The following is a 15,683-nucleotide window of genomic DNA, read 5'->3' on the forward strand; positions in this document are numbered from 1 at the left end:
CGGTGCGGCGGCGGGCTGCGGGGCGGGGCCCGCCGGGCGCGCGGCATGCGGAACGTTCGGGTACGGGGTCATGCGAAGCCTCCTGGTCCGGGGCCGGCGCGGTGCGGGGCGGGGCGGCCCCGGGGGGCCGCGGGAGCTGCCCCTGCCCGCACAGCGGCACGCCCGAGGGCGGTGCACGGCAGACGTGGATGTCATGCATCTGACAAAAACAGCGCGGAGCGGAGCGGCACGGCAGCGGCCCCGCCGGGTGCACGGACCCGGCAGATGCTGCCGAAAACCTTTTCGGCGACGATAGGAAGCAGCCCGCTCGCCGTCAAGACGTCTGCCGGGCGGATCTATCATGGATTTCCGACCGGGCGGTTCGGCGCATGTGAGGGGGGCCAGGTGGCTGGTGGGCGCAGACGCGCCGCGACCCTCACGGATGTCGCCCGGCGTGCCGGAGTGTCGGTCGCGACCGCTTCCAAGGCCCTGAACAACCTCACCGAGGTGGCACCGGACACCCGTCGGCGCGTGCTGCGCGCCGCCGAGGAACTGTCCTTCCGGCCGAACGCGCTCGCCCAGGCCCTGCTCTCCGGCCGGACCCGCACGGTGGGACTGCTCACCGACGAGCTGGGCGGCCGGTTCGCCATCCCGGTGCTGCTGGGCATCGAGGAGACGCTGGCGCACCGGGGAATGTCCGTCCTGCTGTGCGACGCCCGGGGCGACGCCGCCCGCCGCAAGCACTACATCCGTACCCTGCTGACCCGCCAGGTGGACGGCTTCATCGTGCTGGGCGACACCAACGACGTGCTGCCCTCGCTCAGCGCGGAGATCCCGGTGCCCACGGTCTACGCCTACGCCGAGTCGGACGGCCGCGACGATCTGTCGGTACTCGCCGACGACGCCGGCGGCGGCCGGCTGGCGGTGGAGCACCTGCTCACGGCGGGGCGGCGGAGGATCGCCCACATCACCGGCGAGGAGAGCTACCGGGCCGCACGGGAGCGCGCCGGGGGCGCGGCCCGGGCGCTGGATGCCGCGGGGCTGCCGCTGCTCGGCGGGAAACCGCTGTTCGGACGCTGGACCCGGCAGTGGGGGCGGGAGGCGGCCCGGCGGCTGCTGGCCGCTCATCCGGACACCGACGCCATCTTCTGCGGCAGCGACCAGGTCGCCAACGGTGTGCTGGAGGCCCTGCACGACAGCGGGCGCCGGGTGCCCGCCGACGTGGCGGTGATCGGCTACGACAACTGGGAGATCTTCTCCGCCGACAGCCGTCCGCCGCTGACCACGGTCGATCTGGGCCTGCAGCGGCTCGGGGCCACCGCCGCCCGGCATCTGCTGGACGCACTGGACGGCATGGGGGTCTCCGGGGTGATCCGGCTGCCGGGACGGCTGGTGGTCCGGGAGTCCACCGTCCCGCCCTCCGCACCGGACACCCCGGCCGGGCGCCGCCGCTGACCCGTGGCCGGACGGGCTGCGGCGGAACGCGGGAGCCCGGCCGAAACCGTTTTCGGCTCCCGTCGCCGCGCCGCGGGAGCAGCTCACCGCCCTCCCCGCCGCGCCGGAACGCAGGGGGAGGGCGGTGATCCCGCCGGCAGGGGCCGCATGGTCCCCGCGGCCGGGCGGCCGGATGTCCGGGCGGCGGATGTCCGGTGGTGTCCGGCCGGGTGTCCGTCAGTCCTGCGCGCGGAGCGCCTCCGCCACGGACAGCAGCAGTTCGCTCACCTCCTCGTCCGCCAGGTCCTCGGCGTACCGGCTGAAGCGGTCGAGCTTCTTCGCGGCCTGGGCGGCCTTCCCCCGGTCGCTGTGCTTCCGGGCGTCGGAGAGGTTCTTGGTCAGCCGGTCGCCGTCCTGCTCACTGATCCGGCTCTCGCCGGCCAGCCGCTCCACGAGGGCGATCGCGCCGTCGTAGTCGGCGACGACACGGAACGTCACCCGGGCCTCGGCGGTGTTCTCCGCGACGTCGGTCGCGGTGACCGCCAGCACGTGCTCGCCCGGCCCGAGGACGGCGGGGTCCAGGCGTGCCGGTGAGGTCACCGGTGTGCCGTCGAGGAGGATCTCCACGCCGGCCATGCCGGAGGTGGCGTCCTCGGCGAGGACGTCCGCCGTGATGATGTCGCCCAGCCCGACGGCGTCACCGTCCGCCACCCCGTCGAAGGTGACCACGGGCGCCGTGGTGTCGATCCCGTACTCCCCCGCGACGACGGAGGAGACATTGCCGGCCGCGTCGGTGGCGCGGACCTCCACGGTGTGCTCACCGTCCGCGGACAGCGTGAGGGGCCCGGTGTACCCGGCCCAGGAGCCGCCGTTGACGCGGTACTCGACGGACACCGCGCCGTCCCCGTCGTCCTCGGCGGCCGCGGTCACCGTCACCGGGGTGGTCCACCAGCCGTCCGCGCCGGTGGGTGCGGCGGGGTCGGTGGTGAGGGCGACGGTGGGCGGGGTGGTGTCCGCCTCCGCCGGGCTGTGGCGGAAGTAGTCGAACAGGGCCGGCTTGGCGGCGGTCTGCTCGCCGCCGAGGGCGAAGATCCCGAAGCGGGGCGTGCCCTCGGCCAGCGCCGGGTTGGTCACCGGCGCCAGCTCCGTCCAGCTCTCGCCGTCCGCGCTGTAGGAGCCGGTGTAGGTGTCGCCGCTCTTGGTCAGCCGCAGGTGCCAGACGCCCTGGGCGGGTGCCGGGCTGGCGTTGGGAGCGGGCTGCAGGATGACGTCGCCGGCCTCGCCGCGCAGCTCGATCGCGCGGCTGACGGCCTGGCCGGGGGCGTTGGTGGTCAGATAGTCGAGCTTCACATAGGTGGTGTCGTCGGCGTAGACCATGAGGCCGGCCTGCTGGTAGCGCTCGTCGAACGCGGAGCCGTCCACCTTGGTCTCGATGGTCCAGTCGCCCTCGGGTGCGGGCTGGAGGACGAAGTTGCGCGGGTCGGTCGCCGTTCCTTCGTAGATGTCGCCGTCGCTGGTGTCGATGCGCAGGGCACCGTCCGCCATGGACAGCGCGCCGGTGTCGGGCCGGACGATGTGCGACCAGCGGCAGCCGTCGAGCATGTCGCCGTCGAACGTGTCGGACGGCTCGGGCCGGGTCACGGTGTCGTCCGGGGTGAGGTGGAACCAGTCCACCAGCGCGGTCACGGGCAGCGCCTCGGCCCGGTTGGTCAGGCCGAACAGTCCGATCCTCGGGTTGTCGATGCCGGCCAGGCTCTTGGTCTGGGGCATGGCGGTGAAGGTGGTGCCGTCGGCGCTGTAGAAGGCGCGCAGGTCGGTCCCGTCGCTGGTGAAGCGGACCGAGAAGGTGTCGGGGAAGTCGGCCCCGAGCGAAGCGGTGTTGCTGTCGCCGACCTCGTTGGGGCTGCCGTCCTCCTCACGGATGAACTGGAAGATGCGGTTGGCCGCCGAGGGCTCCCCGGTGGAGCGGCCCTGGATGACCATCTTGGCGTAGTTGTCGTCGTCGCCGTAGACGATGAGGCCGGCCTGCTGGTAGGCGAGGCGCGCCGGGAGGGTGACCCGGGCGGTGGCCTCCCAGGGGCCGTCGGGCAGATCCTGGAGCACGATGTTGGGCGTGCCGGAGTTGCCGGTGCCGTAGATGTCGGTGGCGGTCAGCGGCAGGACCAGGTGGCCGTCGCGCACGGCGATGTCCTGGTTCTCCCGGATCACGTCGGTCCACCGGTCGCGGTCCAGTTCGGTGCCGTCGAACCCGTCGGATCTGCCGGACAGGCAGAGCTGGAGGTCGTTCGGTGCGGCGACGTCGATGACGACGCTCTGCGAGGAGCGCGCGCCGCGTTCGTCGGTCACGGTGACGCGTGCGGTGTAGTTCCCCGCCCTGGTGTAGGTGTGGGTGGCGGCCGGGCCGGTGGCGGTGGAGCCGTCTCCGAAGGTCCAGGCGTACTCCAGGGCGTCGCCCTCGGGGTCGGTCGCCTCGGCGGTGAAGTCCACCTCCAGGGGTGCGGTGCCGCTGACCGGGTCGGCGGTCACACCGACCCGGGGGCGCTGGTTCTCGGTGACGCCGCGGCCGGTGAACTCCACCCAGTTGACGTTGAGCTGCCCGGTGGTCTTGACGAAGTACAGCGGCCCGCTGACGGTGGCGCTCGCGCCGCTCACCGGTGCGGTGAAGTCGCCGTAGACCTGCCAGTCACCGGTGGCCGCGACATCGATGGTGGCCACGGTGGGGCCGGTGTCGGGGTCGCCGGTGCGGACCTCGACGGTGGCGCCGGCGGTCGGGGAGGCGGCGCGCAGCCCGATCTCCTCGATGCCGGTCAGGTTGGCCGGATTCCAGGCCCACCAGTCGCCGTCCTCGATGTAGCCGATGTTCTGGCCGCCGCCGGCGGTGTCGCCGGTGGTCTCCCGTACCACGCCGGGGTCGCCGCCGGCGGTGGAGGAGGCCAGCCGGCCGGTGGTGTCGAAGTGCTCCGCCTCGCGGTGCTTGGGCTGGAGGACCAGCACCTCCTGGCTGGTCAGCGGGGGCGCGTCGCCGTTGCCCTGGTCGGTGTAGGTGACGGTGACGGTGCCGAAGATGTTGGCGCCGATGTGTCCCTCGTCGCCGGGCAGCGGGAAGCTCCCGGAGCAGCCGTGGTACTGCTCATAGCCGTGGGAGTGCTCGTCGTGGCCGAGGCCCGGCTGCACGACGACATCCTGGCAGTCGACCGGGCCGCCGTCGGGGTCGGTCACCGACACCTCGTAGGCGATGGTGTCGCCGAACTCGAAGAACCCGCCGTTGACCGGGGCGGTGACCTCGATCTCCGGAGCGGTGTTGCCGGCCGTGATGTCCAGGTTGGACACGGCGCTGCGGCCTTCGGAGTCGGTGACGGTCAGCCGCGCGGTGAAGCGGCCGGCCTCGGTGTAGGTGTGGACGGGGGACGGGTCGGTGCTGTCCTGGGTGCCGTCGCCGTCGAAGTCCCAGGAGTAGGTGACCGGCTGCCCGTCGGGGTCGTGGGACCCGGTGGAGTCGAACTCGACCTCCAGCGGGAGGGGCCCGGAGGTGCGGCTGGCGGTGAACTGGGCGACGGGGGCGCGGTTGCCCTGGACGTAGTCGACCCGGTAGACGCCGGAGTCGGCGTTGTTGCCGCCGAAGCCGCTGCCCCACTCGATGACGTAGAGCGCGCCGTCCGGTCCGAACTGCAGGGCGTGCGGACGGAGGAAGTCCATGCCCTGGAGCATCCGGGAGACGTCGGCGACGCCGGTGCGCGCCTCGTCGGGCTGGATGGAGAACATCCGGCCGTCGTTCCAGTCGCCGAGGACCGCCTTGCCGTCGAAGTACGCCGGCCACTTGCGGCCGGACTCCAGGTCGGGGTCGTAGGCGTAGGCACCGCTGGTCATCGGGGCGCCGCTGCCGCCGACCTCCGGCACGCCGGTGTGGGACTTGCCCATCCACAGCTCGGCCGGGATGGCGGGCGGAAGGTCTCTGATGCCGGTGTTGTTCGGGGAGTCGTTGACCGGCGCGGCGCAGTTGTACGCCTGGCCGGAGGTGCCGGTGGCGAAGTCGTAGTCGATGTACGGGGTGTTGTCGCCGACGCAGTAGGGCCAGCCGTAGAAGCCGGGCTCGTCGACGATGTTCCACTCGACGCGGCCGTCGGGTCCGCGGTCGGGGTTGGTGCTTCCGGCGTCCGGGCCGTAGTCGGCGACGTAGAGCCGGTCGGTCCTGGGGTCGATGCCGATCCGGAAGGGGTTGCGGAAGCCCATGGCGTAGATCTCGGGCCGGGTGTCCGCGGTGCCCGGCGCGAAGAGGTTGCCCTCGGGGACGGTGTAGCCGCCGTCCGGCTGCGGGGTGATGCGCAGGATCTTGCCGCCGAGCGAGTTGCTGTTCGCCGAGGTGCGCTGGGCGTCCCAGGCGGCCCGTCCGGGGCGCTCGTCCACCGGTGTGAAGCCGTCGGAGGCGAACGGGTTGGTGTTGTCGCCGGTGGTGATGTACAGGTCGCCGCGGGAGTCGAACTCCAGGGCGCCGCCCGCGTGGCAGCACTCCTGCCGCTGGACGTCGATCTCCAGCAGGACCTGCTCACTGGTGAGGCTCAGGCTGTCACCGTTGACGGTGAAGCGGGAGACGCGGTCCACCGGCCGGCTGCCGGTCGGCGAGTAGTACAGGTACAGCCAGCCGTTCTCCGTGAAGTCCGGGTCCAGGGCCAGGCCCAGCAGCCCGAACTCCTGCCCGGTGTACACCGGGACGGTGCCGGCCGTGACGACCGTGCCGTCGGTGCGCACCACACGCACCGCGCCGTTGCGGTCGATGTAGAAGACCCGGCCGTCGTCGGCGACGGCCAGTTCCATCGGGTTGCTGGTGTTGTCGTCCAGCACGACCTTCTCGAAGCTCTCGGTCAGCGACGCGCCGCAGTCGGACGGCACCACTCCGGCGGCCGAGCGGATGCCGCCCAGCAGGTGCTCCAGGAACAGCGGGTCGGAGAAGGACGCGGCGTCATGTCCCATGCCGGTGTACCAGGAGCGGCCGCCGTCGTAGATCTGGCACCAGGCGATGGGGTGTTCGGCGCCCATCTGGCCGCCGGAGTAGCTGCCCTCGTCGAGGGACGCCAGAACGTGCACATTGCCGCGCGGGTTGGTGCGGTAGTCGTACCACTCGTCCGTGCGGTTCCACAGCACGGGCAGGCCGGCGGTGGAGGGGTGCGCGGGGTCCTCGACCTTCACGGTGGCCGGCTGCGGCGCCGGGTGGCCGGCGAAGTAGGCCCCGACCAGCTCGCCGTACCACGGCCAGTTGTACTCGGTGTCGGAGGCGGCGTGCACGCCCGCGTAGCCGCCGCCCGCGCGGATGTACCGCTCGAACGCGGCCTGCTGGCTGTCGTTGAGCACATCCCCGGTGGTCGACAGCCAGATGACCACCTCGTACTGGGCGAGGTCCTGGTCGTTGAAGACGGCCGCGTCCTCGGTGGCCGTCACCTCGAAGCCGTGTTCCGCGCCCAGCGCCTGGATCGCCGCGACACCGGACTCGATGGAGCCGTGCCGGAACGCCGCGGTCTTGCTGAACACCAGCGCGTGAAACGTTTCTTCACCGTGTCCGGGATGGGCGGCCGCCAGCCCCGGTGCCAGCAGCACGGCCAGGGCGGCCAGCACGGCGACGACTGGACGCATCACCGTTCTTCGGTAGGGCGGACGGGTATGGCGTGTTGCCTTTTTCATCAGGTGCTCTCCACTGCGTGGTCTGGGTGGTGCGCTCTGCTCGTCCGGGCGGATGCGTGGTCGTGGGTGTCCGGGCACGGGTCCGGATGTCCCGTTTCCGGTGTCATGGGCGGGTGCGGCGTGCCGGGCCGCCGGGGCTCCTCAGCGGCTCGCCCACAGCAGGCCACGCTCGGTGAGCGTGCGCACCTCGGGTATGCGGAAGTCGTCCGGGCCGTGGCCGATCGTGGAGACGAAGACGCGGCCCTTGCCCCATGTCCTGGTCCATACCGTGGGGATGTCCGCGGGCCGGGTCCGGGTCTCGTCGGCGTCGACGGTGACGGTCGCCAGCACGTCGTTCAGCGGGTCGCTCAGCGTCCAGTACGGCTCGGTGCCGATCTCGAAGTCGCCGAGCCCGGCGATGACCGGGTGGGCGGCATGGTCTGCGGAGAGCAGGACCCGGTGGCGGCCCGGGTTGGGCGGGGTGGTGAGGAACTGGCCGCCCGTCAGCAGCTGGTAGTCCAGGCTGCCGCGGAAGGCGTCAACGATGCCGCCGTGCCAGCCGGCCAGGCCGGTGCCGGACCTGACGGCCGCGATGAGGCCGGCGGCCTCCCGCCGGGTGATGTCACCGCCCGTCCAGCACTGCACGATCAGGTCGGTCTCCGCGAGGAGTTCCTCCTCCTCGTACACCTCCAGGCAGTCCTCGATCAGGACCCGGAAGCCGTGCCGTTCGAGGAAGGGGATGAAGAGATCGGTGGTCTCCTCGGGGTGGTGGCCGTCCCAGCCTCCCCGCACCACCATCGCCTGCCGCTGGCCAGAGGTCACGGACTTCAGCTCCTCTCGTGATGGCGGGGCAGCCAGAACTCCGGTCGAAAAGTTTCGCAACAACCGGGAGGGTAGGAACGCACCAGTCGCACCGTCAAGGCTTAGGACAGAACGGACCCGCACAGCCCTGATCCGGCGCAGGGCCCCGGCGGGGAACCGGGCACAGAGAGAAGGCCCGGGGCCTCGGCGGGAGGCTCCGGGCCGGTCGTCACCGGCGGGCGGCGGCGGTCAGCGGAGCGGAGCCGTGCTGTCGCGGACGACCAGGGTGGTGGCCAGTTCGATGCGGGGACTCTCCGGCTCGTCACCGTTCAGCAGCCGGACGAGCGTCCGCAGCGCGCTGCCGCCCATCTCCTTGAGCGGCTGGCGCACGGTCGTCAGGGCCGGGGAGACCCAGCGGGCCTCGGGCAGATCGTCGAAGCCGACGACGCTGATGTCGTCCGGTACCCGCAGCCCCGCCGCCGAGATGGCCTCGTAGCCGCCGATGGCCATGTGGTCGGAGCAGATGAACAGCGCCGTCGGCGGTTCGGGCAGGGCGAGCAGGGCCCGCACCTGTTCCGCGCCGCTGGCCCGGTCGTAGGTGCCGTTCCTGATCAGCCCGGACGCCGGGACCAGGCCCGCCGCCGCCATGGCCGAGTGGTAGCCGGCGGTGCGGGCCCGCGCGTAGAGGTGGTCCGGCGGGCCGGTCACCAGCGCGATGCGCCGGTGCCCGCGCTCCAGCAGATGGGTGGTCGCCTCGTAGGCGCCGGCCCAGTTCGTGGTGCCGACCGAGACCACGTCGGGCGGCGGGTCGCTGAGCGGATCGATGACCACGCAGGGCACATCGGCCTGTCTGAGGCGGGCGAGCTGGCCCGGGGCCGGTTCGACCAGGCCGAGCACCACGCCCTCGGAGTCGCGCTCCAGGACGCGGTCCACCCAGTCCTGTCCCCCGTGACCGTTGCCCGCGTTGGGGGCGGAGCCGGCCGACCGCGCCACATGGATCGCCACGTGCACCTTGGCCTCGTACGCCGCCGCCTCCATGCCGCTGGCGACACTCGCCGGCCACGACCCGTCGAGCCCGCTCATCACCAGGTCGACGGTGCGGACGGCCGGGTCGAGCGAGGCGCCCCGGCGGACATAGCGGTGGCGGCGCAGCGCGGAGTCAACCCGGGCGCGGGTGTCCCGCGAGACGTCGTCCCGGCCGTTCAGGACCTTGGACACGGTGGAGACCGACACGCCGGCGGTCTCGGCGATCTGGGCGAGCGTGGCGCGCTGCGTGCTCGTACCGGTCACGGTCCCGCTCTCTGTTCTCCCGACACTTTTCGCATACTGTAGCCCTCCCAACAGGGCTTTCCTAACGTCTGCCGCAGGACGTCGGCACCTTGCGTCACCGAAGCTTCGCAAAGACCAGGAAACCGGAACAAATCAGCGGGTCGCCGAAGAGGTGTCCGCCGGAGCTCTTGACGCCCCTCACCGGGAGCGCCAAGCTTCCCTATCGAAGTTTCGAAAACGTGGCCCCGACGTGTACCGGCGACCTGTGACGGAGAGGGCTCGACATGGCAGCGACACATTCGTCACCGGGGACGCTGCGGGTCACGGTCTGGAACGAGGGCCGCCACGAGCAGCTCCGCGGCGAGGTCGCCGCCAGATATCCGCGCGGCATCCACGGCGCCATCGCCGAGGGCATCACGGAGCACCTGGGCGAGAGCGTGCTGCTGCGGACCGCCACGCTGGACGAGCCCGAGCACGGGCTGACCGAGACGGTGCTCGACGAGACGGACGTCCTGACCTGGTGGGGGCATCTGGCGCACCGCGAGGTCTCCGACGAGGTGGTGGAGCGGGTGCGCCGGCGGGTTCTCGCCGGGATGGGCCTGATCGTGCTGCACTCCGCGCACTGGTCGAAGATCTTCACCCGGATGATGGGCACCACCTGCACCCTGCGCTGGCGCGCCGCGGGCGACCGGGAACTGGTCTGGACGGTCGCCCCCTCCCACCCCATCGCCGCCGGGGTTCCGCACCCCCTCGTCATCGAACAGCAGGAGATGTACGGGGAGTTCTTCGACATCCCGGCCCCCGACGAGCTGGTCTTCCTCAGCTCCTTCAGCGGCGGCGAGGTCTTCCGCAGCGGCTGCACCTTCCGCCGCGGCAAGGGCAGGATCTTCTACTTCAGCCCCGGCGACCAGGACTACCCCGTCTACCACCACCCGGATGTGCGCCGGGTCATCGCCAACGCCGTGCGCTGGGCCGCCCCCGCCCCCGAGGCCGCCCGGGAGAAGCCGAAGCTGATCCACAGCGAGACGGGCTGGTTCGTCGCCGGCGGCCGGGCGTGACGGGTATGAGCGGCGGGCGGGCCTTCGCCACCGTGGCGGACCACGGGGAACCGCTCCGGGTCGTCGTGGTGGGTGCCGGCGCCATGGCACGGGTCTGGCTGCGGGCCGTGCTGGCCTCCCCCGATGTCGCCCTGGCCGGTGTCGTCGACCTCGACGCCGCCGAGGCCGCGAAGGCCGTCGAGGAGACGGGCGCCTCCGGCGTGCCGACCGGGACGAGCCTGACCGCGCTCGCCCCGGCGGCCCGGCCCGACGCCGTGATCGACGTGACCGTTCCCGAGTCGCACCTGCCCGTCACCCTGGAGGCCCTCGGGCTCGGCCTGCCCGTCCTCGGCGAGAAGCCGGCCGCCGCCACGCTCCCGGACGCGCTGCGCCTGGCCGCCGCGGCCGAACTCGCCGGCCTGCTGTTCATGGTCAGCCAGTCCCGCCGCTACCACCCGCACCTGTTCACCCTCAAGCAGCAGGCCGGCCGGCTGGGCCGGCTCGGCATCCTCACCACCGAGTTCTTCCGGGCGCCGCGCTTCGGTGGCTTCCGCGACGCCATGGACCACCCGCTGCTGCTCGACATGGCGATACACCCGTTCGACACCGCCCGCTGGCTCCTGGACGCCGAGCCGGTGTCGGTCCGCTGCGAGGAGTACAACCCCTCCTGGAGCTGGTACGCCGGGGCCGCCTCCGCCACCGCCGTCTTCGAGATGACCGGCGGCATCCGCTACGTCTACACCGGCAGCTGGTGCAGCCCCGGCCTGCAGACCTCCTGGAACGGGGCCTGGCGGCTCAGCGGCGAACACGGCTCCGCGACCTGGGACGGCGGGCATCCCCCGGCCGTCGAGACGGAGGAGCCCGGGGACGCGCCCGCGGAAGCCGCGGCCGGCGCTCCGGCCGTGGAGCGGGGGGTGGCCGGCTCCCTGGCCGAGTTCGTGCACGCGCTGCGCACCGGCACCGTGCCCATGGGTGAGATCCACGACAACGTCATGAGCCTCGCCATGGTCACGGCGGCCCTGGAGTCCGCGCGCACGGACCGGCGGGTCCGCATCGACGACCTGCTCGGCGCCGCCCTCGCCGAGGCCATCGCCTCCTCCCCGGGGCCGGAGGCCGGCCTCCTCCGCTCCCGGCGCACCGCCCGCCCGGCACCCGCGGCCTGACCCCCGGCGGGCGGCGCACACGCGGCAGGGGCGCGTCCCCTCCCCGGGTCCCGGTGTGGCACACCACGCCGACGTCGCTCACCACGCTGCGGCGGCAGCCGGCATCCAGCAGGCCGCCGGACCGTACCTCCACGGAGAAGCCGGCGGGAAGCCGGGCGGGGTTGCGGCACGCCGCGACGGGCCGCGCGTGCGGGTGTGCCATGAGGGCGGTGTCGGTCCGTGGGGGTTCCCGGCCGGACGCCGGGCCGCATATGCTCGCCGGCCGGCGGACTCCGGCCGTGGAGCCGCCCCGGATGGAGGGTGGTTCCCATGGATCAGCGGCACGTACACGTGCGGATACGCCGGGACCTGGCGGTCTCGGACGACGGCGAGCTTGTCGAGCGCTACGCCTGCCGGTGCGGCGCCTCCTGGACGAAGACGTACGGCGACACCGGCCCGGGGCGGGAGTGAGCCGTCACTCCCGCCCCGGGCGGGCGCGGCTGTCAGGCGATGTCGCCGCCCCCGGCCCGCCGGTGCCCGCCGATCTCGATCTTGCGGCGCCGGCTCTCCTCGCTCTTCGGGATGCGGACGGTGAGGATGCCGTCACTGAGGTCGGCGTCGATCCTGTCGGCGTCGATGCCCGGCGGCAGTGAGCTGCGGTAGGAGAACTTCCCGGTGCGGCGGCTCAGCACCTTGCCGCGCCGCTCCTCGCTCAGCTCACCGCTGATGAGCAGCTCGTCGCCCTCGACTTCGATGTCGATGTTCTCCGCGGGCACGCCGGGCAGCTCCGCCCGCACCACGTACGCGTTCTCCTCCTCTTCCTCCTCTGCCATGGGCATCCAGGCTCCGGCGGCGGCAGCGGGAGCAGCGGCCTGTTCCAGCAGCCTGCCCATCTCTGTCCACATGTTCTCGAACTCGTGGAAGGGGTCCCAGGACGTCAGCGGCGGCCGGCCCCGTTCCTCGAGGCCGCGCCCACGGCGGATCGGCAGAGCCATGGCTGTCCTCCCTTCACCTGCAGTGCTGTCGTCGGTCAGGGTCGCTCCGCGGGGCGGGTAACCGGAACCGGCCGCGCTAACCGGGGACGGCGGGTACGGGCCGGCCGGTCAGGAGGCGGTGCAACCGCCGAGGCCGGGCCACTCCCACCGGCCGTTGGTCGTGGTGGTGAAGCGGGCGGTCGCCCCGACCGGCCGGGGACCGGCCGGGGCGACCGCCTGCCGAAGAGGCGGGAGAGCGCTCAGTGCTTGCTGACTCTGAGCTTCACCGTCGTCGAGGAGGTGGCGTGGTTGCTGTCACCGTCGTAGCGGACGGTCAGCTGCCACCTGCCGGAGCCCAGGGTGGCGGAATCGATGGCGATGGTGGCGCGCCCCTCCGAGAGCGTTCCGCGGCCCACCTCCAGGTCGCCGCCCGAGAGAATCCGGACGGTGCCCGTCGGGGTGACCGGGCCACCGGTCACCTCCACCACGGCCGAGACCTCCCCGCCCGGCTTGACCGTGCCGCGGGTGAGCGCGGCGGTCGTCGTGGTCGGGTCGAGCTGCTCGCGCGGGACGGTGATGCTGTTGGTCCGCTCGGCATGGCCCGCCCGGTCGACGGCCCGGTAGTGCACGGTCGTGGCCACGTCGCCGAAGGTCAGCGGCGAGGTGTAGACCGTCCAGGAGGTGTCCGTGCCGAGGCGGTACTCGACGCGCGCGACGCCGGAGGTGTCGTCGGCCGCCGCGATGGTGACGCGCCGGTCCGGGCCGTCCCACACGGCCCGGCTCACCGGTGCGCGCGTGTCGACCGCGATGTCCCGGGTGACCGGGTCCGACACATTGCCGCTGAGGTCCCTCGCCCGGGCCAGGACGGTGTGCCGGCCGTCGGTCAGCTCGGCGGTCGCCTCCGCTCCCTCGGTGGGCGTCCAGGTGGTGCCGCCGTCGGCCGAGAGTTCCACCCGTTGCACCCCGGTCTCGTCGGCGGCGGTCGCCCGGACGGTGACCGGGACGGTGAACCAGCCGTCGGGGCCCCCGGGCTCGGCGGGTGCCGTGCCCAGCTCCACGGTCGGGTCCGCGGCGTCGGTGACGGTCACCTCCGCCACGGCCCGGAGCCGCTGCCCCTGCAGCACGCCCTCGACCTGGAACGAGCCCCATGAGGCGTACTGCTCCGGTGCCACCTCGGCCCACTCGACGGCGGTGGCGCGGGTCGAGCCGTCGGCGTAGGTGACCTGCACCGTGGCGGGCAGGACGGGTGCGGTGCCCTGCCGGGTCCGCACCTCGGCCGGTGCCGCGCTCTGGGCCAGCAGGTCCGGCTGGAGCGCGGCGCGCAGGGCGTCGAGTTCGGTCTGGGTGAGGGGGATGACCGTGCCGTGCCGCGGGCTGCGCGGCAGCTCCGTCCCGGGGACGGAGGTCCACGAGCCCGAGGCGATGTCGTCGGTGGTGAAGGCCATGTATCCCTGGCCGCCGTGGTAGCTGGGCTGGTCGATGAGCATGTGCCAGCGTCCGGGCACCGTGTTGTCGCGGAACACCGTGGGGCCTTCGCCGCCGGTGAACGTTCCGCCCCACGGGTTGGGCTGGCCCACGCCGACGCGTTCGGCGACCAGCGACCACGGCGAGGAGGACGCGGTCGGCAGCGACCCCGTCACGACGGCCATGAGGTCGGCGGACTTCTCCTGCCGGACCGTCATGGACGCCTCGTCCTTGATGAACCGGTAGAAGGTGTCGCCGTCGCGGACCACGGTGGCGTCGATCATGCCCCGGCCGGTGCCCCGCTGCACGTCGACCCAGGGCCTGGCCTCGCTGAAGGTGCGGAAGTCACGCGTGGTGGCGTACATCATCCGGTTGTAGGAGGTCCGGAAGTCGCGGGAGTCCACGTCGGTCGTCGGGTAGAGGTTGGAGGCCCAGTAGACGACGTACTGGCCGGACGCCTCGTCCCAGAACGCCTCGGGCGCCCAGGTGTTGCCCGCGAAGTCGGAGGAGACCTTGACCATGCGCTGCTCCGACCAGGTGACCAGGTCGGTGGACTCCCACACCGCCAGGTACTTGCTGCCCGACTCCTGCGCCTCGCTGAAGTTGTTGCCGCCGTAGATCTTCAGGTCGGTGGCGAGCAGGTAGAACTTGTCGCCCCCGGGGGAGCGGATGAGGAACGGGTCGCGCAGGCCGCGCTCGCCCTGCTCCGAGGTGAGCACGGGCCGGCCGTCGTTCAGCTCGTCCCAGGCCATCGGGTCGTTCCCCCGCGAGGCGGCGAAGTAGATCTTCTCGCCGTCGTCGGTGCTCTCACCGGCGAAGTACGGGAAGACGTACGCCTCGTGATCCTCGGGTGCCGGGCGCGGAAGCACGGTGACCGGGATGGTTCTGGTGGCGGTGGCGCCGGCCAGGGAGGCGGTGACGGTCAGGCCGACCGTCACCGCCTCGCTGCCGTGCGGGGGGCGGGTGACGTCGCCGGTGGCGGTCACCACGGACTCGTCGGCCGACTGCCAGCTGAGCTCGGCGCCGTAGGCGCCGGACGTGGGCAGGGTGAGGTTCTCCCGCACCCCGTCGGCGTCGACCAGGGCGACGGCGTCGGCCGCCTCCTGCGCCTTCGACGCGACGCGCGCGGTGACCTCGCTCCCGCTCAGCGCCCGGTCGTAGATCCGGAAGTCGCGCAGGGTTCCCTTGAACGATTCGTCCGCGGCGTAGGCCGAGCGGCCCAGCCAGTTGTGGGTGGAGGTGCCGTCGGGTTCGCCGATGGCACCGGGTGTGGAGGTGATGTCCGTGTTCTCGGCGACGAGGGTGCCGTCCACGTAGAGCTTCGCCGTTCCGGGCGACTCCGTGCTGCCGCCCCGGACGGTGTAGGTGACGTGCTTCCAGACCTCGGCCGGCAGCGCCGTGGGCGCTGTCGCGCTCTGCTCGGAGTGGTAGCCGCTCTCGGCCATGGCGCCGCGCAGTCTGCCGTCGCTGTCCGAGCCGGTCACGAACAGGTAGCCGTCGCCGTCGGGGAAGCTCTGCTCGTTGCCCAGGGTGAACATGAACCAGTTTCCGGTCAGGTCGGCGGCGACCGAGACGTCGAAGTCCACGGTCACCTCCTCCAGCCCGGCGAGCAGGGAATCCGGCAGCTCGATGGCGTTGCCGGTGCTCGCCGCGCCGCCGGAGAAGCCGAAGCCCTCGCCGGAGCGCCAGGTGGCCGGGCCCTTCACGGTGCCGTGCCGGCCGTTCCCGGAGGCGTCGGCGGCCCGGGTGCCCTCCGTCTCGTCGAGCCGGTACCAGGCCAGCAGGCCCGGGTCCGCCGCTTCGGCCGCTTCGGCCGCTTCGGCCGTTCCGGCCGCGTGAGAGGGTGCCGCGGCGACGGTGAGCCCGCCGGCGACCAGGGCGGCGCTCAGCAGTGTGCCGACGCCTGCGCGTACGCGCGTGGTGTTGGTCAT

Annotated in this window: 9 protein-coding genes; 4 read left to right on the forward strand and 5 right to left on the reverse strand. The window is 72.6% G+C overall.

Translation table 11 applies throughout. From position 1 onward, the window contains the following. Nucleotides 1-384 precede the first annotated feature (384 nt). Nucleotides 385-1,434, forward strand: coding sequence for a LacI family DNA-binding transcriptional regulator (locus GQS09_RS12205; protein WP_165986059.1), 1,050 nt, complete (start codon nucleotides 385-387; stop codon nucleotides 1,432-1,434). A gap of 216 nt (nucleotides 1,435-1,650) precedes the next feature. On the opposite strand, the gene GQS09_RS12210 is transcribed toward GQS09_RS12205, so the two are convergent. The 3 genes from GQS09_RS12210 to GQS09_RS12220 all read right to left on the reverse strand — a co-directional run bounded on the left by GQS09_RS12210 (nucleotide 1,651) and on the right by GQS09_RS12220 (nucleotide 9,156). Continuing rightward, a complete protein-coding gene (locus GQS09_RS12210) occupies nucleotides 1,651-7,038 on the reverse strand; it encodes a ThuA domain-containing protein (protein WP_207957741.1) in 5,388 nt (1,795 codons plus the stop codon). Between the two features lie 189 nt (nucleotides 7,039-7,227). Continuing rightward, nucleotides 7,228-7,887: a ThuA domain-containing protein gene (locus GQS09_RS12215; RefSeq protein ID WP_313896108.1), complete on the reverse strand. Its 660-nt coding sequence runs from the start codon at nucleotides 7,885-7,887 to the stop codon at nucleotides 7,228-7,230. A 228-nt stretch (nucleotides 7,888-8,115) separates the two neighbouring features. After that, a complete protein-coding gene (locus tag GQS09_RS12220; protein WP_165986061.1) occupies nucleotides 8,116-9,156 on the reverse strand; it encodes a substrate-binding domain-containing protein in 1,041 nt (346 codons plus the stop codon). Nucleotides 9,157-9,419: 263 nt separating this feature from the next. Here GQS09_RS12220 and GQS09_RS12225 point away from each other — a divergent pair, with 263 nt between their 5' ends. The 3 genes from GQS09_RS12225 to GQS09_RS12235 all read left to right on the forward strand — a co-directional run bounded on the left by GQS09_RS12225 (nucleotide 9,420) and on the right by GQS09_RS12235 (nucleotide 11,785). Beyond that, nucleotides 9,420-10,193 (forward strand): ThuA domain-containing protein, encoded by a 774-nt coding sequence (locus GQS09_RS12225; RefSeq protein WP_165986062.1) that lies wholly within the window; start codon nucleotides 9,420-9,422, stop codon nucleotides 10,191-10,193. A gap of 5 nt (nucleotides 10,194-10,198) precedes the next feature. Further along, nucleotides 10,199-11,335 carry a Gfo/Idh/MocA family protein gene (locus tag GQS09_RS12230; RefSeq protein WP_165986063.1) on the forward strand — a complete coding sequence of 379 codons (1,137 nt, stop codon included), beginning with the start codon at nucleotides 10,199-10,201 and terminating at the stop codon, nucleotides 11,333-11,335. Between the two features lie 309 nt (nucleotides 11,336-11,644). Beyond that, the gene (locus GQS09_RS12235; protein WP_165986064.1) at nucleotides 11,645-11,785 is read left to right on the forward strand and encodes a hypothetical protein; all 141 of its coding nucleotides are present in this window, start codon (nucleotides 11,645-11,647) and stop codon (nucleotides 11,783-11,785) included. 32 nt (nucleotides 11,786-11,817) lie between these two features. On the opposite strand, the gene GQS09_RS12240 is transcribed toward GQS09_RS12235, so the two are convergent. Then, nucleotides 11,818-12,309 (reverse strand): Hsp20/alpha crystallin family protein, encoded by a 492-nt coding sequence (locus GQS09_RS12240; RefSeq protein ID WP_165986065.1) that lies wholly within the window; start codon nucleotides 12,307-12,309, stop codon nucleotides 11,818-11,820. A 239-nt stretch (nucleotides 12,310-12,548) separates the two neighbouring features. Next, nucleotides 12,549-15,683, reverse strand: a complete 3,135-nt coding sequence (locus GQS09_RS12245; protein WP_165986066.1) for an OmpL47-type beta-barrel domain-containing protein — start codon at nucleotides 15,681-15,683, stop codon at nucleotides 12,549-12,551.

It is taken from the genome of Streptomyces sp. YIM 98790 (assembly GCF_011421595.1).
GTDB lineage: Bacteria > Actinomycetota > Actinomycetes > Streptomycetales > Streptomycetaceae > Streptomyces.